Genomic DNA, 22,412 nt, shown 5'->3' with positions numbered 1-22,412 from the left:
TTTAAACCTCTATAATGAGTTATTTGGTGGTCACAATTAAAGTCATTCTAATTACTGGAATGCCAGGATCTGGAAAAAGTGAATTTGCAAAGCTATTAAAGGAAATGGGGGCAAAGGTTATAGTGATGAGTGATGTAGTAAGGAAGAGATATTCCATTGAGGCTAAACCTGGAGAGAGGTTAATGGATTTTGCAAAGAGGTTAAGGGAAATTTATGGAGACGGTGTAGTTGCAAGGCTTTGTGTTGAGGAATTGGGCACTAGTAACTATGATCTAGTAGCTTTTGATGGCGTGAGGAGTTTGGCAGAAGTTGAGGAGTTTAAAAGACTTTTAGGTGACAGTGTTTACATTGTGGCAGTTCACTCTCCGCCTAAGATAAGATATAAGAGGATGATTGAGAGGTTGAGGAGTGATGATTCTAAGGAAATTTCTGAGTTGATGAGAAGGGATAGGGAGGAATTGAAATTGGGTATCGGGGAAGTAATAGCTATGGCAGATTATATCATAACTAATGATTCAAACTACGAGGAATTTAAGAGACGCAGTGAAGAAGTGATAGATAGAGTGTTAAAAAATGGTTAAAGTTATGGTAGTCGCAGAGGTTAGACCTTCAGAGGACGTAAATAAGGTTCTTTCAGCAATTTCAAACTTCTTTGATTTTGAGAAAATTAATACAAGGAAGGAAGGAATTATTGATATTTTAGTTCTAGAAGCTAGAACGCTTAAAAGCTTACTAAAATTTCATAGAGTATTAAGGAATGAACGAATTTTGGATTCCGCTAGGAAATACTTGATGAAGGGAATAGAGGGTAACACAATAGCTTTTATGATACATAAACAAGCTGCAGCAGTTGGGGTTCTAAGTTTTGTTGATAGTGATAAGGAATCTCCATTAGGCGCAATTAAATTTTATATAGAATATCAAAATCCAAAAGAAGTAGTCGACTGGTTAGCTCCAAGGACGGCTCATGGTGTACCTCTTTGGGATAATCCTATTCCACCAGATGTTTGACTACTTAAGAGTTATGTAAGATAAGTCATCCGGTAAAATTGATTTAGGGAAAATTCTCCTAGCCACTTTTAAGTGTTCAGTTACATCCTCATATCTGGGACTTATGTGAGTTAAGGCCAATAGCTTCACCGAGGCTTCTAAAGCGACTTTAGCGGCATCTGCAATATTTGAATGACCATACGTGTAGGCTGAAGGCTCATTTAAGAACGTTGAATCGTGAATTAAGAGATCAACACCTTTAACGGACTCTATTACTGATTGGCAAGGCATAGTATCACCAGTATAGGCTACTTTTAATCCCCTCTTTATCACTAAATAATCCTCTGGTTTTAACAACTTTCCATTATATTCCACTGTTTTTCCTTCTTTTAGTTTTCTCATTACCCTCCAGTCCTTTATTTTTTCCTTTTCTAGTTTTTCTTCGTCTATTTTCACTCTATCCCTTTCTGAAATTAAATACCCTTGGGACTCTACGGTATGGCATGTTTTAAATGTAGATATTGTAATATTCTGATCATTGTAATTATCTATAAATTCGATTTTGAATGAAGGATTAAATTTAGAGTATTCAAAGGACGTGTAGAGGAAATCCTTAAGGTCTCTCGGACCGAGAATGTATAGTGTCTCCTTTCTATCTAGGAGACCCATGCTTGCAATTACTCCTAGTAATCCAAATACATGATCTCCATGCATGTGAGTTATTCCTATAATTTTTATTGAATTTATTCCTAATTTATTATTCATTAATGTATATTGTGTTCCTTCTCCACAATCCAATAAAATGTTTAAGCCTTCTCTTCTTACCAAGAATGCTGGTAATTTCCTCTTTTTAGAAGGGGAACCTGCACCTGTCCCTAAAAAGAATATTTGAATCACTTTTTCTGCACCACGTAAATTGCCCTTGTTAAACTCTTATGTGAGTATAAGTAATGTAATCCTTTTATAATAAAACTATTTTCCTTTAATTTGTCTATAAAATTGAATCTTGAATCTGTTGCGAAGGCTAGAAATCCGCTTTTTGTTAATGTTTCCGACGCTGAGGAAAAGAATTCCTCATAGAGTTGCATTAACTCTGCACCTTTATTTTTAGTTGATCTACCATATGGGGGATCTGTTGCTATTGAAGTTATATGGTGAAATGGTAAATTAGTTGCGGAGGAAAATAATAAATTACAATCATAGTTGAAATAATTTAGGTTTGTCTTAGTTTTTTGTAGCATTGTTTTATCTAAGTCACTTCCAATACAGTCATAGTTTAACCATCTAGCTTCAATCAGTATTGACCCAGTACCGACGAAAGGATCTAGTACTTCCTTTTTAGGTCTAGAAAGGTTTACAAGTAATCTTGAAGTCTCGGGACTCATTGTACCCGATTGAGAAAACGGTTTCTTCTCATGTTCAAGGAGGCTTTTAGAGTCAATTTGCCCCTTTATTTTTCCCAATATAATCACTCCGTCAGTTAATATTATGTCAATTTTCTCACATTCTTTCGACACTTTTACTCCTCGTTTTATCTCGTGGTTTATTGCGTTTAAATTATCCTTTTGAGAGCCCATTATCACGTCTTCCTTTATCCAGAAACATCCTCCTCTTAATATCTCATTAATTTTTTTCGGATCATCTGAGATATATATAAGTTCGCCACTTCTTTTTATCCTGGCTGACCTTTTAGCTATATCTCCCTTATTTCCTTCAAATACTGCTACTCCAGTGAAGTAGTTAATCTCAGCATTATCGTCATTAAGCATAGCTTTCAATTCAGCTAATGACAAAAAATAATTGTTCCCTTTTAATACAGCGTAGGTTTTCATAAGCTTAGTGCTATTGATTGTGAGACGTCTATGGTTATTATATCTTTGTCCTTTACATTAATGGTATTGGTTCCTATCAACGTCTTCACTCCCGCCTCTCTTAGCCTCTCTTTTGCATCTCCTACTAGTAATAGGTGTACTGCTACAGCTGTAACGCTTCTAGCACCTAAGGAATAGGCTAAACGTGTAGCTTGTACTATGGTACCACCAGTACTAATTATATCATCTATGAGAACCACATCTTTCCCTTTTAGGTTTATGTTTGGTGCCTCTTTTATTCTAACTTCACCCGTTGTCCTATCCCTTTCCTTTTCGATATAAGAGTATTGAGCACTAATTTCTTCGGCGATTTTTCTGGCTCTATCTAACGCTCCTCTATCCGGTGCCAATATGAATGGGTCTTCAACGATTTCCTTTATTTTTCTCGAAATTTGGTGATAAGGATGAACTATTTTAAGTTCTCCTTTAAAGTATGATAGTTCTTCTGGTTTATGTGGCTCTACTACCACTAAACCGTTAACTCCTACTTCACCGAGTATATGTAATATCGTCTTTATGCTAACTGCTTCTCCATCTTTGAATCTTCTATCTTGTCTACTATATGCTAAGTATGGGACTATGGCAGTTAGTTTCTTAGCTCCTAGATCTCTGATGGTTTCTGCAATTAGGAATAATTCTATTAGATGTTTATCCTGGGGATAGTCTGTTGTTTGTACCAATAATACTTCTTCATTTCTAATTGAAGAGGGTACTCTTATGTAGGACTCCCCATCTGGGAATATCTTACTTTCCACTTTTACTAAAGGTATGGATAATATTTTTGATAAACTTTCATCTATTCCATTTGTGGCTGTTCCACCTATTATTATCATTATTATTATCTTTAAGGGGAAGTTTTTAAGATTAAAAGCTGAGTGAAAAGAGATATGTACTACGTTTTTATACTTGGAACCGCAGGATCGGGGAAGACGACTCTGACAAAAAATTTGCAAGATTATTTACTTGATCAAGAGATGGATACTGCTGTGATAAACCTAGATCCAGCAGTTGAACAGTTACCATATACTCCCGATTTCGATGTTAGGGATTACGTTGATGCTTACGAGGTGATGCAAAACTATCATTTAGGGCCTAATTCTAGTTTAATAGCATCTATTGATTTAATTTTAACCAGGGCAGCAGAGATTAAGTCAGAAATTGACCAAATTGAGGCTAATTACGTATTAGTTGATACTCCGGGACAAATAGAATTATTCGCGTATAGGGAGACTGGTAAGTTAATTTCTCAGCTAATTAGGGGAAGTAATAAGGCATTAGGGCTATTTCTTCTAGATTCTTTTCTTGCTAAGGAAGCTAGAAGCTTTGTATCCTTACTCCTGCTTTCAAGTTCCATAAAATTTAGGCTTGACTTACCCATTATAAACGTTCTTAATAAGGTAGATCTTCTTACAGAAAAGGAGCTAGAACAGATATTAGCGTGGGGGGAAAATGCTGAGAATTTGATTGATGAGTTAGGTAGGGTGGACGAGTATTCCCTTGAGTTAGTTAATTTATTAATAGAAAGCTTGTCTTCTAACTTAATTCCCGTATCATCAGAAGAGGGTAAGGGTTTTAACGAACTATATGCTGAAATTCAAAGAGTAATAGCTGGTGGGGAGGATTATTTGACAGAGGAGTCCAATCCAAAGTTATAAGCTTTATTAGTCCTATAGAGTAATTAAATAACTGATGAAAGCTAAGGTAATTGATGCTGTTTCATTCTCTTATATTTTGAGGACTGTGGGAGATTTTCTGAGTGAAGCTAACTTTATTGTAACTAAAGAGGGTATAAGAGTCAGCGGGATTGACCCTTCAAGAGTAGTTTTTTTAGACGTATTTTTACCGTCGAGTTACTTTGAGGGATTTGAAGTTAATCAGGATAAGGAAATAATAGGTTTTAAGTTAGAAGACGTAAATGACGTGCTAAAACGCGTATTAAAGGACGATACGTTAATACTCTCTTCGAACGAATCCAAGTTAACACTTACTTTTGATGGAGAATTCACTAGATCTTTTGAACTTCCATTAATTCAAGTTGAAACCACACAGCCACCTTCAGTTAATTTAGAGTTTCCATTTAAGGCACAACTACTTACTGTAACTTTTGCGGACATAATTGACGAATTATCTGATTTAGGTGAAGTTTTGAATATATATTCCAAGGAGAATAAACTTTATTTTGAAGTTATTGGGGACCTCGCCACCTCAAGAGTAGAGTTGTCAACGGATAGTGGGACGTTATTAGAAGCTTCGGGTGCAGATGCCAATAGTAGTTATGGAATGGAATACGTTGTGAATACCACTAAAATGAGAAGAGCTTCCGATTCAATGGAATTATATTTCGGTTCTCAAATACCTTTGAAACTTAGATTTAAATTACCGCAAGAAGGATATGGGGACTTTTACATTGCACCAAGGGCAGAGTAATTTAATTAAGAGCTTTTTTAGGAACTACTATTTAAACGCGGAATTGGTATTGCCAAATGACATGGAATTAAGGGAGTTTGCCCTCCAACCTTTTGGCTCAGACACGTACATAAGGCATCTCTCCTTCTCTTCCAGTGAGGAATTAAGGGACTACCTAGTTAACAGAAATTTGCCACTTCATCTATTTTACTCCTCTGCAAGATATCAATTACCAAGTGCTAGAGACATGGAAGAGAAGGCTTGGATGGGGTCAGATTTGTTGTTTGATATAGATGCCGATCATATATGTAAACTAAGATCGATTAGGTTTTGCCCAGTTTGTGGTAATACCATTACTTCTGAGAAATGTGAGAGAGATAACGTGGAGACTTTAGAGTATGTTGAGATGACAAGTGAGTGTATAAAAAGGGGTTTAGAAGAGGCTAGAAATCTGGTTGAGATTCTTGAGGACGATTTCGGATTAAAACCTAAGGTTTACTTTTCTGGAAATAGAGGTTTTCACGTGCAAGTTGACTGCTATGGCGATTGTGCACTTTTAGATTCTGATGAAAGAAAGGAAATTGCTGAATACGTTATGGGTCTAGGCGTTCCAGGCTATCCTGGTGGTAGTGAAAACGCTCCAGGATGGGTGGGGAGAAAAAATCGCGGTATAAATGGGGTTACTATCGATGAGCAAGTTACCATTGACGTTAAGAGGCTAATTAGGATCCCCAATTCATTACATGGGAAATCCGGATTGATTGTAAAAGAGGTAACTAATTTAGATGATTTTGAGTTTAACGAGGCTTTGTCTCCCTTTACGGGCTATACAATATTTTTGCCCTATATTAGTATAGAAACTGAAGTTTTAAGCAGGAATATTAAGTTAAATAGGGGAGTGCCAATTAAGATTGAATCTAGTATTGGGATTTACCTACATTTGAAGAATTTGGGTGAGGTAAAAGCTTATGTTAGATGAATTGGTTAGAAAGGAGTTATCAGAGGAAGAAATTACTGAAATTAAGCTAGAGGAGATAATCAAATACATGACTCTTATTAAAAAGTCTAAAACTTTCGCTAGTGCCGAAATCAGAAAGGAGGAATTGAAACTTCTTTCAGAACTGGCTGAATCATTATTTGAGCTTAGATTGTCGAAGATCCTAGAGGGAAAGGTTAGCAAGGGATTTGATGAATTTATTTTTAATATTTTTAAGTCATTAAAGCAATTTTATGTTGAGTTGTTAATTGGCAGATATATAATTTATAATGACAAGATCTATTGCATAGTGCAGAAACCACTAATTTATAATAACCATAAGGTTGATGAAGGAGATGTTTTAGTTTTACCTATGAGAGAAGCCGTACCATTAATAATAGCAAGTTATTTAACTCCCTATAAAATAGATATTGAAGAACAGTTATGAAAGTCCCTAAGGTCATTAGTACATATTGTCCGAAGTGTAAGACTCATACAGATCACTCTGTATCACTATATAAGAGCGGTAAAAGAAGGAATCTAGCTGAAGGGCAGAGAAGATATGAAAGAAAGAATATTGGATATGGAAGTAAAAGAAAACCAGAGCAGAAGAGATTTGCAAAAGTTACAAAGAAGCAAACATTAGTATTGAAGTGTTCTAAGTGTGGCTATACTATAGTAAAAGAGGGAATTAGAGTAAAGAAGTTAGAATTAGTAGAGGTGGCTAAGTGATGAGGAAATTAAGAATCCTAATTCCAGAACCAAAAAGTAGATTTCTCAGAGTAAAGTGTCCAAACTGTGGTAATGAACAAACAATATTTAGTCACTCTACATTTCCAGTCAGATGTTTGAGTTGTGGGACTGAGTTGGTCTACTCTGTTGGTGGTAAAGCAAAAATAGTTGGAGAAGTAGTTAGAATAATGGGTTAAAGATGATTTACAGTAGAACCAAAATCCCCTCAGAAGGGGAAATTTTAATCGCAACTGTAAAACAAGTTTTTGATTATGGTAGTTACGTTACCTTGGATGAATATGGTGGTTTACAGGCCTTTTTACCTTGGAGTGAAGTAAGTAGCAAGTGGGTTAAGAACATAAGAGATGTTCTAAAGGAAAATAGGAAAGTTGTGGTAAAGGTAATTAGAGTTGATAGGAGGAAAGGTACTGTAGATGTATCATTAAAGAAGGTTACTGATGACGAGAGAAGAAAGAAGAATCTGCAATGGAAGAAAATTCAAAGATTAGATAAAATTTTGGAACTGGTATCACAACAACTAAAATTAAGTGAGAAAGATGCGTGGGAGCAAGTAGCGTGGAAATTAGAGGCTAAGTACGGTGACCCTATTTCAGCAATTGAGAAGGCCGTTAAGGAAGGAGAAAAGATACTAATGGACGCAGGAGTTCCGGAAATTTGGATTAAGCCATTACTGGAAGAGGCTTCAAAGCATGCAGAAGAAAAAAAGGTGAAAATGTCAGGACTTATAACAGTTAGGACTAATGAGCCATTAGGAGTTGAAAAAATTAAAGAAGTAATATCAAAAGCCTTAGAAAATATAGAACAAGACTACGAGAGTATATTGAATGTTAAGATATATACTATTGGAGCCCCTAGGTATAGAGTTGATGTAATAGGAACTAATCCAAAAGAGGCCTCAGAGGCACTAAATCAGATTATATCTAATTTAATTAAGATAGGAAAAGAGGAAAACGTAGATATAAGTGTGGTCAAGAAATGAAGTGGAAAATGAAGAAATGTCCAAAAGACAATACTTACACTTTTAAAGATATTTGCCCTTTATGCGGCTCTAAGACTACGATTCCTCATCCATCTAGATTTTCTCCAGAAGACAAATACGTAAAATATAGAATTGAATTAAAAAAAGGAGTAAAGCTTAACTGTTAATTACTACTGTAGGTTTTAGTATAACACCAGGTTGTGTAAACTGGTACACCATGACCATTATATAAGTAGTGTAGGGAACTCCTCCAGCACCTCCATTTCCTACCGGGAATAGCGCTATATATGCAGGTTGGAAGTACATTAGCTGAACACGTGGTAATGGTGATCCAGTTATAACATATCCAGAACTGCTAGGAACTATTTGAGTTGTAAATGGAGCTATTGGTTGTCCATATCCTACTTGATACAGACTCTCAATGAACATTTGTACTATAAGTGAGTTATAAGCCTTTGGAGTCCACGCAAACGGTTCAGCTTGTGAAACTTGTGAAGCTAAGGCTTGGGCAATAGTTGGATTGGTAGTTGCATAGGTATTAATTATTTGTGTTATTGTATTGTTTAATTCAGTTAGGTTTATGTACTCTTCTAGAGGATACCCCGCTATTGTTGTCATTGCTCCCATAGCTTTTCCAATATCTCCTAAACTTGTTGTATATCCAAAGAATGCACCAGGTAAACTAGGTGGGTATCCTACGTACCATTGTGCTTGGTTACCAGAATATACTAGAGTAACAGCGTCATATGCTACTATATAAACCGGTATAGTATAGTTTGGACTACCATAAGGATACAGATGAAAATCGTTTTCTAGCACATTTGCGGCGAAAGTCTCATTGTTCAAGAACATTTCCGCCATTAGTTTAATTTGTGTACCATTAAGCGTATTATTTTCATCTATAACGCTCCTATTTGTTAAGACTTCTAGCCAATATCCGTAATCCCACCAAGATAACACAAACGCATGCTGTGGCGAATGGGTTCTTATCCAATTCGCTGCAGATACCCAAGAATAGTTAGTTGTTAAGAAGCTTGTAGCAGCATTAGTTATTGCTGGAGGTTCATTGCTTGCTAGTGTTGCTAATCCAGCATCCGCCACTAAGGATATTCCTACGATTGCCAAGAAAAAGGCTACCAATATTTTACTACTGCTTCCATTTTTAACTCCTTTTAGCAGGTTGTCTACAATATAATAGACTCCTAAACCTCCCAATGCAGCTACCATATATGCTGTGTAGTTAAATAGGTAGGGCTGTTGTGATGTGCCAAATATGCTAGCAACTCCCAATACCAGTAACCATAAACCTACTAGGTTTCCTTTTCTTATCAAGTAATACATCCCTATGACTGACAAAAATAGTGCTATTCCGAAATCTTGTATCATTGCAGTTATCGGTTGGGGAATATACTCTGCTACTGTCTTATCTATCGGTATCGTAACTTGATAAAACGGGTTTATTATGGCGTAGTACCTCGAGGGTATTGGTGCTGATGTAGGTCTTAATATAGATAATCCGGATAACCCTATAGTGAATATGAAGATTAGTACCGCGATAACTATTAAATTTCTTGAGTCTACGATTTCTTTAGGAAGTGTTTTAGATAAATATAAGTCTAAATAAAGAACTGCTGAAATTAAGAGTAGTGATAGGCCGTGCGCCAATCCAGACATAAAACCTATGTTATTTGGGGCTAGTGAAGTTAGAAATGAAGTTACGACTACCATTAGTGTGTACAAGTTTGCAGTAGTCTCATCATTCCTATTTAGCAGAATTAGTAAAAACGCTGCCACGAGCAAACTTAAGTCAATATATGTATAACCTCCCCAAGAGATCTCAGCTAAAAATAATACAACGCCTGCAGGTACACCATACCAGATGTTCTTCTTCTTTAAGCCTTGATTAAAGAGGAAAATTGCAAATAGGATAAACACTGCACCCCAAGATGTCTTAGGAAGACCACCTAACAAGTTCTTATATGTTAAGGCAGGAGAAACTGCGATTATTGCAGCTGCCATATAACCAGCTAATCTGCTATTAGTTATGGATTCTATTGAAAGATATGATGCTACGACTCCTAGTCCAGCTAATAAAATATCAGAAAATATTGCCACCGTATATACTGCGTTTGCTCCGTAAGTCCCATAAAAGGGCAATGAGGCTAATGCCACTAAGAAGGGCAAACCTATAGTATTCCCCAATTCGATGAAGTATCCCCATGGGAACCAACCTAATACATCTGGAGGTACTGCGTACCAGTTTCCATGAACTTGAGCTATTAATAATGCATTATAGAAAAGATACCAAGGATCGAATTCGTTAACTGCTAAAGGCCAATTAGCACTTAGGCTTCTAATTAATATCGAAACTAATGAAAGACCTACTATTAGGGGTAAATCTATGAATGATGTTTTCCGTAAATCTCTTCTTAGTCCCTTAACTGACTGCATGGCTGTAGTGTATTAAGTATTATACATTTATTAAACTTATTCCAAGTATACAGTTTTAGTTTACAGAGGATCATTTTAAAAATAAAGCTCTAACTTCATATGATAAGGAACAGCGCATTTGCATTTTTAGGGATTATAGTAATTAATGTTCTTGTTATCTACTCCTTTCTCTATATGCCGTTTATGTTTTCCACATTCTATCCTTCCTTCTTACCTGGGCCTATCTACGATTTTAATCCTATAAAATATGCCGAAAGTTTTCCAGTGAGCACTAATTACTCATCATTAACTTCTGGCAACCCGCAACCCCTTTTCATTTATAACATATCTGGAAAGCCAATTCTAGGACAGATTATCGATATTTTAAAGCTTAATGCCAGCCAGGTAACTCCAGAAGCTTATTGGAGAGTAGCAAATTTAGCAGGTTTCTTCTCTAATTATACTATAACAAAAAATTATTCCGTATACTTTCTAAATCCCTACTATTATGATAATATATCAGAACAACCTAATGTCACAGAAATCTACCTGAACATTTCAGATGTATATGCTTCTCCCTTTTATACCTCTTACCCTCCAAGTGATAAAGTTAACACTAGCTTCTCGTTTATTACTACGGATTCATTTTCTATCCAGAGCTATGCCAGTTGGAACTTTACTAATATTGAATGGCATTTTGGAGGAAATATATCTCAGAACGAATCTTACTATTACTATACCGCTACATTGAATTTGAATAAGTATATAGTTGTTAATAACTCTCACTACTACTATGATGGATCTCTTAGTACTCGAATAACCGTAAAACCTTGGGGAGTTTCTCCAAACGTTATTTCAAGCTATGTGGTGTATAATCAAAGCTTAAGTATTCCCTTAATTCTTCATCTATCTGCAAATTCAGTAAAGCATCAGATAGGCAATTACTCTTATGTCCTTACTCCATCTTATCCACCTAAAGTTAACCCAGAGTTTTATGGCTATATTTTTTATAATTATTTAGTTTATCTTTCTTTAAAAGTAAATGTTTATAATGGTTCATCCCCAATAACCTTCATTTTACTTAACGGCAGTAAGGTATATGCAACAGAAGAGAGATATTTTAATTTCACTCTAGATTTGAAGGAAACTAGTATTTCTCCAAAAACTTTCAATATTAGCTTATATACTTATGATAGTATTAAAGTGGGAAGCTATTATGTTGATAGATATTGGTCACCTGGATATATACTAATTTGTCCGCAGATATATATTATCTATAACGGAAATTTGAAACTCTTTAAACTGAATTTTTTTATTCAAAATCACATGATAGAAACCCCACCAGATTGGGTTTTTAATCACGAGGCATTTACTGAAATATATGGGAACAATTATGCTGATATGTATTTGCAACAAGTAGGCTACTATTACGGTCTTAATAAGTTATTGAGTGAAATAGTGAAGAACTTTACTACAGACGAGAAATACGAGAAGTACTTAAGTTGGGAGTTACTACTTCTTTCTTCTGAAATTTCTATGCAGATTAATTATTCTAATCCTGCTCAAAATTACACTATGGCGTTGGTAAGCAAAGAGGGTAGTGAGTATCAAGCTTTCATGCAAATGGTTTATATAGCGTCTTGGAGCTTATGGTATACTACGTTTAATGGTTCATACTATTTTCTAGGTAAATGGATTCCTTGGACTTACGGTCTTTTCACTGGTTTTTCCATTCCAAGTTTCTATAATAAAACAGCAATTTTACCTCATATAATATTAAATAGCTCTAATGCCTCATACTTATTTTTTAATATTGAATCGTTCAGGGTAACCTCATGGTGGTATGAAAATGTAAGTCCAAGTAATGGCTCAATTCATATGGACCATTTTAATGTTTATTCGTATGTTCCTAAGGAGGGAGACGTTTTAGTTTTACATAAATATTATAATTTTAGCAATATTGTATATATACCTACATCATCTACTGAATTTATTGTGATGGAAAATATAAGTAGTGGGCCCGACGGGATTTGAACCCGTGACCTCCCGGTTTCTGAGCACCCTATCAGCCGGGCGCTCCACCAAGCTAAGCTACGGGCCCTCTTAATTTATATCTCAAATTTCATAATATAAAGCTTACTTAGCATTTGTTATCTTCCTTTTAGTATCATGAGAAGATATCGAGTATTCTTGAATATAAACAAGATTGTATGATTTTCTAATATTGAAAAATCTAAATAATTTCTAACATTCCTATTCAAGTAATATGAAAATAATTTAGAAAGAAGCATCAAGTCTTTGCCATATATATAAATATATTTTAAAAATATAACCATATTAATGAAAAGCTATTATGTAGATCCATAGAAATCCTTAATAATTATTTTTTACCTCATTACCTAGATATAGATGAAAACGTGGAAATACAAGGTATTATTGATTAGCCAGATAATATTAATAATGTTTTTATTTTCAACCATTTTAACGCATTCTCAAACTGCTACAAATTCATCTGCAATTCAACAATTGAATCAGTCAATACAATCGATCCTTAATAGAACGTCTAGTTATCCAGCTGCAGCAGTACCATCTTGGCTTGATACTGGTAGTAACGCGTGGATGCTAACTGCAGCTACTTTTGTAGGATTGCAAAGTGTACCTGGCGTTGCATTATATTATGCTGGATTGTCTAAAAAGAAGTATGCAGTTAACTCAGCATTAATGGTATTTTATGCATTTGCAGTAGTGTTGGTCATATGGATGATAGCTGGTTATAGTTTTGGTTTCGGTTATCCAGCATTACTTTCCATTCACGGTTACGGAATATTTGGATATCCTGTTCCAGCGTGGGGAGGACTTTTTGAAGCTTCAGAAACTACATATGGCCCTAGCGGTCTTCACGCAAATATACCGACTGCCACCTTTATATTCTTCCAGTTTGTGTTTGCCGCAATAACGCCGATATTATTAGCTGGAGGAGTACTGGAGAGAATGAACTTCAAAGCTTGGATGGTTTTTGTGCCCTTCTGGTCTCTCCTAGTATATAGCCCAGTTGCATATTGGTTGTTTGCGGGAGGGTGGTTAAATCAATTGGGTGCTGTGGACTTCTCTGGAGGTTATGTTATACATGTTGATGCTGGAGTGGGAGCTTTGGCTGCGGCACTAGCAATAGGTCCTAGGTTAGCCTCCGAAAGAAGACTAGAGGCACACAGCTTGCCTTTAATTTTAGCTGGAGCAGGGTTAATTTGGCTAGGCTGGGATGGGTTCAACGGCGGTGATCCACTAGGAGCTACAGTAGATGCTGCAATAGCAGTGCTGAACACAAATATTGCAACTGCAGTAAGTGCTGTAGTATGGATGTTAATGGATATGAAATTCTTTGGAAAGCCAACGTTAGTCGGGGCTACCAGTGGTGCTATAACTGGCTTGGTCGCAATTACACCAGCTGCAGGCTACGTAAATGGGTGGGAAGCTGCGTTAATTGGAATCGCCTCTGGAAGTATACCATGGATGGCACTATATTGGTTAGAACCAAAACTAAGAGTTGACGATACGCTTGGAATATTTTCTACTCACGGGATAGCTGGAATAGTAGGTGGTTTATTAACCGGAGTTTTTGCGAATCCTGCAGTTACACAATTTATATACCCAGGTTTAACCGGTGCCCTTTATGGTAATTGGTATCAGCTAGGAATTCAAGCGCTTGCAGCAGCAATTGTATTCGTATATGATTTCGCAGTGACTTTCGGTCTTCTAAAGTTCATAGGGTTATTTATACCATTACAAGCACCACCTCAAGAACTAGCGATAGGAGATTACGCTATGCATGGAGAGGTAGCATATTCGGAATTATTAGCTACAATTCCAGAAAACGCTAAATCTAAGGAACAACAAGTCGTCTTGCCTAAGAAAGAAGAAGAGGAGAATAATGAAGAATAGATAAATAACTTTTTCTTTAGATTAAAGTTATTTATTTTCTATCTCCAGAAATATTGTATGAATGCTTAATAACTTGTTATATCTAATTTTTAATTGTTGGGCCGGTAGCTCAGCCTGGAAGAGTGCTCGGTTCGCACCCGAGAGGTCCCGGGTTCAAATCCCGGCCGGTCCATTGTGGGGGACACCCCCACACCCCCACTAACGTAAAATTCCACGATCTTATCTAAAGGACCTATGTAAGTTTCCCTTACGTAACTATTGGAGTCCTTCTCTATCTTATACACATAATACCTATTCCCTCTCTGACGTATTTTATATTGCCCCAGAGAGAAAACCTTATAACCCATATTTTAACTTTGCCCCTTTTCACTAATATAAACTTTTAAGCACGGTGTTTTGCCCTAACCAATCGTGGAGTTGAAAGGAGAGGGCAAAAATTCTTCAATAGTGTAACAAATCTAGTTTTTCAGATAATGCTTATTTAATTTACTACAATAAAAATTAAGCGAAATAATTTGATTGGAGATTAACTGCCCTTATTTAGTAAGGGAGAGTTATACTAACCTTACTAACTTTCAATTCAACATCACGAGCGCACGTGCTTTTTTATGTGTATAATGTATTAGTAAGGTTAGTAAGGATTAGTAAGGTATTTTTTTGGGTGTATGTACCACTTTTTTGTTTTTCACCCCACTCTATTTTCTGGCCCCTTCCCGCCCTTACTAACCTTACTAACTTTCAATTCAACACATGATAACTCGTAATCATTCCCAAGAATTGAAAGTTAGTAAGGTACCCTTTAATCTACTTGTACTAAAGAGAAATTCAAAAAGACTATTTGCTTATCTCGGCAATTAAAGGCGTATACATTTTCCTCTTGTACACATTAACGGTCTTTCCTTCAATTGATATTGAGGATTTGTGAAGTCCTAATTCCTTTATAAGTCTCTCAACACTCCTATCCCTCATGCCCTTATTCTCAGTCATCCACTTTCTAAACTCCGAAACAAAGCCGTGATTACATACCACCATATCTTTTTCAAAGTAAAATCCGAATTTTATTAAGTCATCCTTATTCTCTGGTAGTGGGCGTATTCCCATAGTCTTTTTGTATATAAATTCCTCAAATACTTGCTCTAAGTCCTCCTCAGTCTCTGTTTCCACAGTCTTCAGTACTGGTAATGGAAATTCATTAAACCCCTGAACTGTTGGAGTAAGCTCAATCTCATATCTTCTGAATAATTCAACCCATGACTCATATCCAACCTGAATTATTGAATTCAGTAAATCGGCTCTCTCTTTGTTGAAGTCCAAAGCCTTCAACTTTTCGCTAGCTATCTGAAGGAGTTCAATGCCTAAACTGTGGAGTATATCGTGAAGATTATAGTCATTCTTCATCTCATATTTTAGGAGTGCATCATACTCCTCAGCTTTTCTCAAATCTATTCCCTCATCCTGATCTATAGGAATGAAGATGACTTTATCGGAACTTTCACTGTCAATATCCTGAGTGAAATTAGTATCAGCTAAGACTGAAGATAATGCTAAGAATACACCATTAAACTCTGAGTTTGATGAAGTTACCTTTCTAAGTACGAAACTCTGTGCTGAGGAGTGCAAATTTCTAAGCATTTCCCTCATTTGATCATTATCGTTTGCTATCTCATTCCATTCCTCTATTGGAGTAATCAGTGTGTTTTGTGACAACAAGTGCCTCAATTGTGTTTCGCTTTTAGGTTTTATAGGAGGTAATGAGTTGTTACCCCAATATAGATATTGGTTTAGTACTGTCAGAGTAGTTTTTCCGGTCTTTGGCCTTCCAGTCATTATAATGTGTGGGAAATAGCCTATTCTCTGTCTTAAGTAATGAGCAAAGTTTCCCATCAAACCAAATGAAAGTATCCAAGTTACTAAGTCGGGGGCTTTGAATGAAATGACAGTACCTAAAATCCTTCTAAGGACTTCAACTTTCTTTTCCCTGGATACCTCTGGAGGTAATTTGTATTTGTCTATCTTCTTCCACGGTGGATTATATAGGGACTCAGTAGCTATATTCAACTTCTCACCGTCAAACCATACTCCTACTGCGTAATATCCAGAAGTGCTTTCAAACTTGTTGTTAAGCAACATCTTAAATTCGTTCTCCTTTGTCAAACCATATTTCTGCTTAACTAGTGTAGTTATTTCGTCAATACTTCCCGTTATTATATTGCCGTTAACTGCGGTTATCTTAATGAATTTGTCTTCTAAATCCACGCCAATTCCATTAAACCTTACTTCCTCAATCTTATTCACTTTCAGAGATGAGACCCGTTTTTTCTCGTCAATTTTTGTATTTTTAACCTTTGCTATCCTCTTTATGAATACCCCTTTATTATTAGCAATAATGAAAGTACCGTTACACACACCATTTTCGTATTCTAGACATAACTCATATTTTTCCTTCCATGCGTTTTTGAGGGTTGTTAGGAAATATTTGCGTGTATCCCACTTCTCATTATTTTTAGCCTTAGAATCATTTGGTAAAACCTGGAGTATTAGATCCGGATCCCCAACCCCGTGATATAATAATGTCTTGATTACCTTGAAGTCTCCACGACTCCTATCGATTCCTACATCAGCGTAAGTTTTTCCTTCGCAAATAACTTTATACTCTAACCTCTCGTGGTTCAGCTTACTGCAAATTTTACTTTTAGCCTCTTCAACACTTTTGAATTTATTCTTCTTTTTGAGTTTAGCAATAAACTCCTCAACATCTTTATCCTCTTCTGCTTTTAGTTCTTCCTTCCTATCACTTAACCATTCTATCACGTCGCGTGATGGTTCAATTCCTATCTTCTTACCCTTCTCTATCAAAAAGTTTAGTATATCCTTTAGGTCAGCTTTTCCTACCTCATTATTATTAATAGGTCTATAGCGCGTGGTGTAGTCTTGTCCTTTCCATGGACACTTGTCAGTATTGCAGTGCTTATGGTTAATGCACGACTCTGGCCCTAATACATAACTGTCAAAGCTCTGTAGGTCAGCTATCCCTTTGCCGTCTTTAGTAAACACGGGGTTAAACTTGTGCTCTGGAATGTCATCAGCAGTGACGTAAACATGGAGTCCACCGTGAGGTGTATCGACACAGAGAGTCTCACTGCACAGTTTGTTAAGCCCATCTTCACCAATCCACGCCTTCAATAACTCCTTATTCTCAAAGTCTAAGATTACTAAGTTCTTCTGACCGCCCGGCACTGCATAGTTGTAACCCTTCTCAACCATCTCCAGGTATTGTTTCTTCTCTTCATCAGTCAGAGGCGTCGTGCTATATTTTCCCCAACCTTTGATCACTGGTATCTTGGTCTCTGGGGCAATGGGGAAGATAGCAAAGCCGTGTTCAATAAACCATTTAGCCCACTCTACTCTATCCATGTTGTATCGCCTCTACTAATCTTCCGTCTACCCTAACCTGAGGGCACTCTGCATAATAGCCCATGTATCCACAAATACTGCTATCGCTTAGACAATGCCTTCCGAATGGGCATGAAGGTTTTTTATTTTGCTTAAGAGAGTTTAAACTAGCCATACACATATGCCCCACTGATTTTTTGATGATTGTCCCGTGTTGGCTGAGGTTAATGATGACTTTGTCTTTTCACTTCCCTAATTTCCGCCAACTCTTTTACTATTCCTTCACGTATAATTTGGCTTTTTGATATGCCGTATTCTTTAGCCGTTTCATCTAGCAGTGTGAAGAGTTTTTCATTCATCTTTATGCTTACCCACTTAGTTAAAGTGAACCACCCATGTAACTACATTCTCTTTATGGTTTAAAAAGTCTTTTATTTCATTCAGGTTTTAGACCGAAAAAACAAAAATTTTCACGTTTTCTTAACGTTTTTTCACGTTTGAAAACTTTATATCAGCCGTGATTTTTACGGGTTTGTTGAGGAGTATAGGCCCATGCACGTGCTTTCCACTTCTCTTCAAGAATATTTTGCATAATAACAAAATGTTTACAAAACTATCTCTGCTTTTTTCTGGTTTGAGAAAATGTTTGCAAAAAGTGGTGCTGAAAAAGCTCAAATAAACTACGGTTTTTCTTTAACTTTCTTTATATAGCCCATCCATGGGCTAAACAGAGTTCATTAACGCAAAATCATTTTCATCAATTCTCTCTATGCTTATCTTTTTTAAACTACCTTAATAGCATTCTCTTTTTAGAGATTGTTAAGTAAACGAGTATTTCGTGTTGAGATTATTATATCATAGTATTTATTTATTGTTATCAATAAAAATTGTTCTTCAAGCGGTAACGCAAAAAACTACATATAGTGAAGAAGAAGAGGATGCAAGACAGAAAAACATGAAGAATAATCACTCTTCTTTCTAAGAAGATGAGTCTCTTCGTGGAGAATATGAAACGGTGTGTTTATTCTTTCCATGACTCATTAAATCACGGTCAAAGGGGCCTCTTCTTTTTCTTTTTTTATATGCTTCTTCACCACTTTCCACACAAGAAGGAACAAATGTTTTGAAAATATTTCGCTACCTTTCAATATATACTTTCTTGTGGCCTGAGAAAGCGGAGACTCTTAATTGACCATGGGTTGCCCATTAAACGGCTTTCTAATTTAAAGAAAGAGTAAGTAGGAGGAGAATAATCAGGAGGTTGTTTGGGGAGCAAACATTATTTTTAAAAATCCTCTCGTGTTTTTAAAAACAGTCATCGAGATTTAGCGCTAGACTGCGATCTTCCGCCAAATCGTAACGGGGGAAGAAAGTATATGTGATAATAGCCGTGCTTTTAATCATAAACTGTTTGTGGTGGCTCACATTCGTTTATCTAAACACTGAGCAATTCTCCCTAACTATCGTGGTGATTAATCTTCAGAACTATTTTTCTGGTTTTGCTTATGCGGTTAGATATATTGTGCTTTTTTGTTTTGCTAATCTGCTATCCCCTAGACACTTTTAGCTGACGGCTCCCCATGAAATTCTCAACATAATAATTTTCACGCTTATAAAAAATACCTAAGTTAGCAAGACAAAAGTAAGGGAAACTATCAATAAGTAATTATTGGAAATTTCTCTTATTAGGAAAAGAAAACTTAAATAAGTAATCCGATTAAAATATCTTGATTAATATGAAAGCTAGAGTTATAGCGGGTATCGTGCTATTAATAGTTGCCATAATACTTGCCCTCTTCATTGCAATGGCATATTTCAACCCATCATTTATCAATAATGCCGGGGGAAGTGGCAATGCCACTGGATCCTCATCATGTCCAGATTTGCAAAACCAGGTTAATACTCTTCAGAGTCAGATAGCCAGTTTGCAAAGTCAACTCCAGAACTACCAAAGTCAACTCCAGAATTACCAAAATATAGTTAATTTGCAAGATTCTCAAACAATCGTAAATAACTATGCCATTAATGAGCCCGCATCACAGTATTATGGAATACCCTTCAATGCACAATACGCTGGATATGTTATAGTAAACGTACAATCCTCAACTACAACTAAAACGCAAGTGTACATTGTCGAAAACACTAACAACGCAGGGCAAATAGTTAGCCAAACATATAGTATAGGAAGTGGAGGAGTAGTGTACTTTCCAGTCCTTCCTGGACAAGTAACCGTTTATATAGGAAATAGTGACTTCTTCAATGGTGCAAGTCAAACGGTAACAATAACTTACGTGTATTAACAATATAAGTCTTTTTTCCTTGGACTGTTCTCATGTAGTTATGAAACTCGAAAATTATTTGTAATATTATACTGGCTTATTTCTAATATACTGTACCCCAATAAGCCTCATTTAATGATATTATCTCCCTCGAAAATACGTTAGTATTTTGGAAAAGTTCTTAGACTGTGATCTAGTGGTATATCCTTTGCCTAAAGCTATAAATTTTCTGAAAGCACTAGTGAGGATAAATAACTTGTACTTGTTACACTACCTATGATGACATCACAACCTCTACATAAATGTTTTATAAGACAGTATTTTTCTCTTCACATTGCTATATCATTTTAGCGAATAAAAACGGCAAAAATAATTTTTACGAATAATACAATATTTTTTGCAAACATTTATCGAATCTGATGACTGTTTGAGAACATTCCCTTTTAGGTGGCCAGTAAGTCAAGTAAGCAGAAACCGGGGTGGGGGGGATATAGTAAGAAACTTGACAAACAAAATGTTCAGTTAGCCGTTTTCTACAATCTCTAAAATATGGTTTGCTTTCTCAACAGCTTTCTTGATAATGAATTCTCTTAACTTATCGTTAATTTCACACGCTCTCATTAGTAAATCATCACTTGGCGCATATCCCTTCATCATCTTATAATACCACGGTTTCGAAATTATCTTTTCCTCCATCATTACCCTAAACACATCACTGAATTGCTTAACCAACTCCTTCTTGTCATTAATATCAAGAATTGATACAATGAATTGTAAATCCTCCTTTGAAACCATAATTCAAAATAGTCTACGGGGTATATAAGTTTATACTGGGGTGTATAAGCACGATAAATGATTATCAAATATCATGAAACCCTATGAAAGTCCGACCCCGGAACAGTCGGATACATTCTTGCATAAGAGACCATGAAGAAAAGCCCGTGCTCTATGTCTTAAGAAAAGGCTTAATTACCTCAAATACCTTAGGATATTCTTTATCAGCTAATGCTATTAGGTCTGTGTAATGTCTGGCCCCTATCGACAAACCGCTAATCCTTCCTTCTAAAAACTCAGATAAATCACGGTCTTTGACAGTTACCCTTGCCTTCTGATTAAACCATTTTCTGAGGTATTTTTCGCAGAGCCCGGATCCGCAAAATGCCTTTTGTACCGTATCCTCATGAGCTTTCAAGGGTTTAAGGCTCTCAAAGACTGACTTAGGTAGATAGCAGACTAAAGTATTTTTACTTTTCCTCATCAAGTCTAGGTGGATCCTAACGTAATCTCCTAAATCCACCACCCTGACTTTATCCTTATTATTCAATAGGTAAAGTATCTCCGTCATCCTGAGACCCGTGCTTACCAATACGTTATACACCCCAGTATACTGCTCAGGTAAGGAGTCCCTGAGTTTCAGTACCTCAGCGTCTGTAGGAACGTAGGTATCCACGCCTCTCTTCACTTTCTCAGGTAGGCCTTTCCTTAACTTTACTATCAGTTCCTCAGAGTCATATTTACGCTCATACCATGAGAAGAACCGGGATAGGGATTCTTTCCACATTCTCCTAGATCCACCTGACCATAATTTTCTGACATCTTCGGCATTACAAAGTCTCTTTCCTTCTGCCCTCTTCAAATAGTAAAGCCAACCTTTAATAGTAGTTTGTTTAACGCCTTCATTTATTAGATCAATTCTAAACGTTTCAACAAGTGATGGAGTAATTTCTAAGCATACGTTTGGGGCAAAAGTCGTGCTTATATAGTTGTTTTGAGAGACATTATTTAGGAGTTGTGACGTTTCGGCGAAGGTTCGCACCCGAGAGGTCCCGGGTTCAAATCCCGGCCGGTCCATTATTATGATGACCGATGGGCGGCTTGATTTATGATGATCCATTGTAGCACTGATAGAAAGTTGAGACGAACATAACTAGTTTAAGATATTCCTATTTTCAGATTTTTCTGAATAATTCAAGTTATCATTTATAATTAAGATTTCCTAAAGTAGTATAATAACATACAGTAAAGTAATAACAGCATGGAATGATTCTAGATACTACTGACTCCCCAACCTATGAGGGTTCCTTTAGCGGTTCATGGGTTCCTCCCATTGATGCTGATTTACTTGAGGGGCAGCCGGAGTGTCTAGAGATCCATCATCTTATACATGCTAACGTTCTCTCACTTACAAACTTTTCTCCACTTCGCCTACGGGCAAGCTTTCAATTGTAATAAACGATAGATGTACTATTTATTTATGAGAAAGTCAACTAAGGTTTAATTATATTGAGTTCTTTACACTTTGCAATGCATTCCGAGATATCCACAAATTTCCATTGACTACTTGGTGAGAAGCATTCACGTACACAAGGATCTTCTACTTTTGACATATAATCACC

22 protein-coding genes, 2 tRNA genes and 1 pseudogene are annotated in these 22,412 nt (G+C 36.3%); 14 read left to right on the top strand and 11 right to left on the bottom strand.

Translation table 11 applies throughout. The features are described 5' to 3' along the window. The first annotated feature begins 14 nt into the window (after positions 1 to 14). Together J5U23_RS11760 and J5U23_RS11755 are read left to right on the top strand one after the other, a co-directional pair. On the top strand, positions 15 to 581 hold the full coding sequence (locus J5U23_RS11760; RefSeq protein ID WP_218258380.1) for an AAA family ATPase: 567 nt from the start codon (positions 15 to 17) through the stop codon (positions 579 to 581). Continuing rightward, a complete protein-coding gene (locus J5U23_RS11755; RefSeq protein WP_218258379.1) occupies positions 574 to 1,011 on the top strand; it encodes an RNA-binding domain-containing protein in 438 nt (145 codons plus the stop codon). Before J5U23_RS11760 ends, J5U23_RS11755 begins: the two co-directional genes overlap by 8 nt. Here J5U23_RS11755 and rnz read toward each other — a convergent pair whose 3' ends face one another. Genes rnz through prs form a run of 3 tightly spaced genes read right to left on the bottom strand, consistent with a single transcriptional unit; the run spans position 1,012 to position 3,694 of the window. Continuing rightward, complete coding sequence (gene rnz, locus J5U23_RS11750) at positions 1,012 to 1,887, bottom strand: ribonuclease Z (RefSeq protein WP_218258378.1); 876 nt, start codon at positions 1,885 to 1,887, stop codon at positions 1,012 to 1,014. Continuing rightward, a complete protein-coding gene (locus J5U23_RS11745; protein WP_218266275.1) occupies positions 1,884 to 2,822 on the bottom strand; it encodes a TRM11 family SAM-dependent methyltransferase in 939 nt (312 codons plus the stop codon). Before J5U23_RS11745 ends, rnz begins: the two co-directional genes overlap by 4 nt. Continuing rightward, positions 2,819 to 3,694: a ribose-phosphate diphosphokinase gene (gene prs, locus J5U23_RS11740; RefSeq protein ID WP_218258376.1), complete on the bottom strand. Its 876-nt coding sequence runs from the start codon at positions 3,692 to 3,694 to the stop codon at positions 2,819 to 2,821. Before prs ends, J5U23_RS11745 begins: the two co-directional genes overlap by 4 nt. A gap of 54 nt (positions 3,695 to 3,748) precedes the next feature. Here prs and J5U23_RS11735 point away from each other — a divergent pair, with 54 nt between their 5' ends. From J5U23_RS11735 to J5U23_RS11700, 8 genes are read left to right on the top strand one after another with little or no spacing between them, the layout of a single operon-like run. Next, positions 3,749 to 4,516 carry an ATP/GTP-binding protein gene (locus J5U23_RS11735; RefSeq protein ID WP_218258375.1) on the top strand — a complete coding sequence of 256 codons (768 nt, stop codon included), beginning with the start codon at positions 3,749 to 3,751 and terminating at the stop codon, positions 4,514 to 4,516. Positions 4,517 to 4,550: 34 nt separating this feature from the next. Beyond that, a complete protein-coding gene (locus J5U23_RS11730) occupies positions 4,551 to 5,288 on the top strand; it encodes a DNA polymerase sliding clamp (protein ID WP_218266274.1) in 738 nt (245 codons plus the stop codon). Continuing rightward, positions 5,254 to 6,246, top strand: coding sequence for a DNA primase small subunit PriS (gene priS / locus J5U23_RS11725; protein ID WP_218266273.1), 993 nt, complete (start codon positions 5,254 to 5,256; stop codon positions 6,244 to 6,246). Before J5U23_RS11730 ends, priS begins: the two co-directional genes overlap by 35 nt. Then, on the top strand, positions 6,236 to 6,691 hold the full coding sequence (locus J5U23_RS11720) for a hypothetical protein (protein ID WP_218266272.1): 456 nt from the start codon (positions 6,236 to 6,238) through the stop codon (positions 6,689 to 6,691). The genes priS and J5U23_RS11720 overlap by 11 nt, the downstream gene beginning before the upstream one ends. Further along, positions 6,688 to 6,975 carry a 50S ribosomal protein L44e gene (locus J5U23_RS11715; RefSeq protein WP_009989178.1) on the top strand — a complete coding sequence of 96 codons (288 nt, stop codon included), beginning with the start codon at positions 6,688 to 6,690 and terminating at the stop codon, positions 6,973 to 6,975. Before J5U23_RS11720 ends, J5U23_RS11715 begins: the two co-directional genes overlap by 4 nt. Beyond that, the gene (locus J5U23_RS11710; RefSeq protein ID WP_218258371.1) at positions 6,975 to 7,172 is read left to right on the top strand and encodes a 30S ribosomal protein S27e; all 198 of its coding nucleotides are present in this window, start codon (positions 6,975 to 6,977) and stop codon (positions 7,170 to 7,172) included. Before J5U23_RS11715 ends, J5U23_RS11710 begins: the two co-directional genes overlap by 1 nt. 2 nt (positions 7,173 to 7,174) lie before the next feature. Continuing rightward, complete coding sequence (locus J5U23_RS11705) at positions 7,175 to 7,975, top strand: translation initiation factor IF-2 subunit alpha (protein ID WP_218258370.1); 801 nt, start codon at positions 7,175 to 7,177, stop codon at positions 7,973 to 7,975. Continuing rightward, positions 7,972 to 8,142, top strand: coding sequence for an RNA-protein complex protein Nop10 (locus tag J5U23_RS11700; RefSeq protein WP_218266271.1), 171 nt, complete (start codon positions 7,972 to 7,974; stop codon positions 8,140 to 8,142). Before J5U23_RS11705 ends, J5U23_RS11700 begins: the two co-directional genes overlap by 4 nt. Here J5U23_RS11700 and J5U23_RS11695 read toward each other — a convergent pair. Beyond that, complete coding sequence (locus tag J5U23_RS11695; protein WP_218266270.1) at positions 8,132 to 10,426, bottom strand: STT3 domain-containing protein; 2,295 nt, start codon at positions 10,424 to 10,426, stop codon at positions 8,132 to 8,134. The genes J5U23_RS11700 and J5U23_RS11695 overlap by 11 nt on opposite strands. A 99-nt stretch (positions 10,427 to 10,525) precedes the next feature. Here J5U23_RS11695 and J5U23_RS16130 point away from each other — a divergent pair, with 99 nt between their 5' ends. Continuing rightward, positions 10,526 to 12,439, top strand: a complete 1,914-nt coding sequence (locus J5U23_RS16130) for a hypothetical protein (RefSeq protein WP_322789637.1) — start codon at positions 10,526 to 10,528, stop codon at positions 12,437 to 12,439. On the opposite strand, the gene J5U23_RS11690 is transcribed toward J5U23_RS16130, so the two are convergent. Then, positions 12,421 to 12,506: transfer RNA gene (locus J5U23_RS11690), tRNA-Ile, on the bottom strand. The two genes, J5U23_RS16130 and J5U23_RS11690, sit on opposite strands and share 19 nt — an antisense overlap. Positions 12,507 to 12,814: 308 nt before the next feature. On the opposite strand from J5U23_RS11690, the gene J5U23_RS11685 reads away from it, so the two are divergent. Both J5U23_RS11685 and J5U23_RS11680 read left to right on the top strand, forming a co-directional pair. Further along, positions 12,815 to 14,344: an ammonium transporter gene (locus J5U23_RS11685; RefSeq protein WP_218266269.1), complete on the top strand. Its 1,530-nt coding sequence runs from the start codon at positions 12,815 to 12,817 to the stop codon at positions 14,342 to 14,344. A 98-nt stretch (positions 14,345 to 14,442) separates the two neighbouring features. Beyond that, a tRNA-Ala gene (locus J5U23_RS11680) sits at positions 14,443 to 14,516 on the top strand. Positions 14,517 to 14,544: 28 nt separating this feature from the next. Here J5U23_RS11680 and J5U23_RS11675 read toward each other — a convergent pair. The 4 genes and pseudogenes from J5U23_RS11675 to J5U23_RS11660 all read right to left on the bottom strand — a co-directional run. Then, positions 14,545 to 14,691, bottom strand: a pseudogene (locus J5U23_RS11675) (putative integrase); the annotation flags it as partial. 487 nt (positions 14,692 to 15,178) lie between these two features. Beyond that, positions 15,179 to 17,758 (bottom strand): bifunctional DNA primase/polymerase, encoded by a 2,580-nt coding sequence (locus tag J5U23_RS11670; protein WP_218266268.1) that lies wholly within the window; start codon positions 17,756 to 17,758, stop codon positions 15,179 to 15,181. Further along, complete coding sequence (locus tag J5U23_RS11665) at positions 17,751 to 17,912, bottom strand: CopG family transcriptional regulator (protein ID WP_244988792.1); 162 nt, start codon at positions 17,910 to 17,912, stop codon at positions 17,751 to 17,753. The genes J5U23_RS11670 and J5U23_RS11665 overlap by 8 nt, the downstream gene beginning before the upstream one ends. A gap of 49 nt (positions 17,913 to 17,961) precedes the next feature. After that, complete coding sequence (locus J5U23_RS11660) at positions 17,962 to 18,096, bottom strand: hypothetical protein (RefSeq protein WP_218266266.1); 135 nt, start codon at positions 18,094 to 18,096, stop codon at positions 17,962 to 17,964. Positions 18,097 to 19,473: 1,377 nt separating this feature from the next. On the opposite strand from J5U23_RS11660, the gene J5U23_RS11655 reads away from it, so the two are divergent. After that, positions 19,474 to 20,037 carry a hypothetical protein gene (locus tag J5U23_RS11655; RefSeq protein WP_218266265.1) on the top strand — a complete coding sequence of 188 codons (564 nt, stop codon included), beginning with the start codon at positions 19,474 to 19,476 and terminating at the stop codon, positions 20,035 to 20,037. A gap of 501 nt (positions 20,038 to 20,538) precedes the next feature. On the opposite strand, the gene J5U23_RS11650 is transcribed toward J5U23_RS11655, so the two are convergent. Both J5U23_RS11650 and J5U23_RS11645 read right to left on the bottom strand, forming a co-directional pair. Beyond that, complete coding sequence (locus tag J5U23_RS11650; RefSeq protein WP_218266264.1) at positions 20,539 to 20,811, bottom strand: hypothetical protein; 273 nt, start codon at positions 20,809 to 20,811, stop codon at positions 20,539 to 20,541. Between the two features lie 151 nt (positions 20,812 to 20,962). Further along, a complete protein-coding gene (locus J5U23_RS11645; RefSeq protein ID WP_244988791.1) occupies positions 20,963 to 21,832 on the bottom strand; it encodes an integrase in 870 nt (289 codons plus the stop codon). Positions 21,833 to 22,412 lie beyond the last annotated feature (580 nt).

It is taken from the genome of Saccharolobus shibatae B12 (assembly GCF_019175345.1).
Taxonomy (GTDB): Archaea; Thermoproteota; Thermoprotei_A; order Sulfolobales; family Sulfolobaceae; genus Saccharolobus; species Saccharolobus shibatae.
Note: the sequence above shows the minus strand (reverse complement) of the source record. Positions and strands in the feature narration are given on the sequence as shown.

Bases quoted from the DNA above. Each gene is read 5' to 3' on its own strand.
- J5U23_RS11710 (WP_218258371.1), top strand. From the start codon at position 6,975: ATGAGGAAATTAAGAATCCTAATTCCAGAACCAAAAAGTAGATTTCTC.
- J5U23_RS11685 (WP_218266269.1), top strand. From the start codon at position 12,815: ATGAAAACGTGGAAATACAAGGTATTATTGATTAGCCAGATAATATTA.
- J5U23_RS11660 (WP_218266266.1), bottom strand. From the start codon at position 18,096: ATGAATGAAAAACTCTTCACACTGCTAGATGAAACGGCTAAAGAATAC.
- J5U23_RS11715 (WP_009989178.1), top strand. From the start codon at position 6,688: ATGAAAGTCCCTAAGGTCATTAGTACATATTGTCCGAAGTGTAAGACT.
- J5U23_RS11720 (WP_218266272.1), top strand. From the start codon at position 6,236: ATGTTAGATGAATTGGTTAGAAAGGAGTTATCAGAGGAAGAAATTACT.
- J5U23_RS11745 (WP_218266275.1), bottom strand. From the start codon at position 2,822: ATGAAAACCTACGCTGTATTAAAAGGGAACAATTATTTTTTGTCATTA.
- J5U23_RS11655 (WP_218266265.1), top strand. From the start codon at position 19,474: ATGAAAGCTAGAGTTATAGCGGGTATCGTGCTATTAATAGTTGCCATA.
- J5U23_RS11695 (WP_218266270.1), bottom strand. From the start codon at position 10,426: ATGCAGTCAGTTAAGGGACTAAGAAGAGATTTACGGAAAACATCATTC.
- J5U23_RS16130 (WP_322789637.1), top strand. From the start codon at position 10,526: ATGATAAGGAACAGCGCATTTGCATTTTTAGGGATTATAGTAATTAAT.
- J5U23_RS11735 (WP_218258375.1), top strand. From the start codon at position 3,749: ATGTACTACGTTTTTATACTTGGAACCGCAGGATCGGGGAAGACGACT.
- J5U23_RS11665 (WP_244988792.1), bottom strand. From the start codon at position 17,912: ATGGCTAGTTTAAACTCTCTTAAGCAAAATAAAAAACCTTCATGCCCA.
- J5U23_RS11705 (WP_218258370.1), top strand. From the start codon at position 7,175: ATGATTTACAGTAGAACCAAAATCCCCTCAGAAGGGGAAATTTTAATC.
- J5U23_RS11730 (WP_218266274.1), top strand. From the start codon at position 4,551: ATGAAAGCTAAGGTAATTGATGCTGTTTCATTCTCTTATATTTTGAGG.
- J5U23_RS11760 (WP_218258380.1), top strand. From the start codon at position 15: ATGAGTTATTTGGTGGTCACAATTAAAGTCATTCTAATTACTGGAATG.
- J5U23_RS11670 (WP_218266268.1), bottom strand. From the start codon at position 17,758: ATGGATAGAGTAGAGTGGGCTAAATGGTTTATTGAACACGGCTTTGCT.
- priS (WP_218266273.1), top strand. From the start codon at position 5,254: ATGGGGACTTTTACATTGCACCAAGGGCAGAGTAATTTAATTAAGAGC.
- J5U23_RS11650 (WP_218266264.1), bottom strand. From the start codon at position 20,811: ATGGTTTCAAAGGAGGATTTACAATTCATTGTATCAATTCTTGATATT.
- prs (WP_218258376.1), bottom strand. From the start codon at position 3,694: ATGATAATAATAGGTGGAACAGCCACAAATGGAATAGATGAAAGTTTA.
- J5U23_RS11700 (WP_218266271.1), top strand. From the start codon at position 7,972: ATGAAGTGGAAAATGAAGAAATGTCCAAAAGACAATACTTACACTTTT.
- J5U23_RS11755 (WP_218258379.1), top strand. From the start codon at position 574: ATGGTTAAAGTTATGGTAGTCGCAGAGGTTAGACCTTCAGAGGACGTA.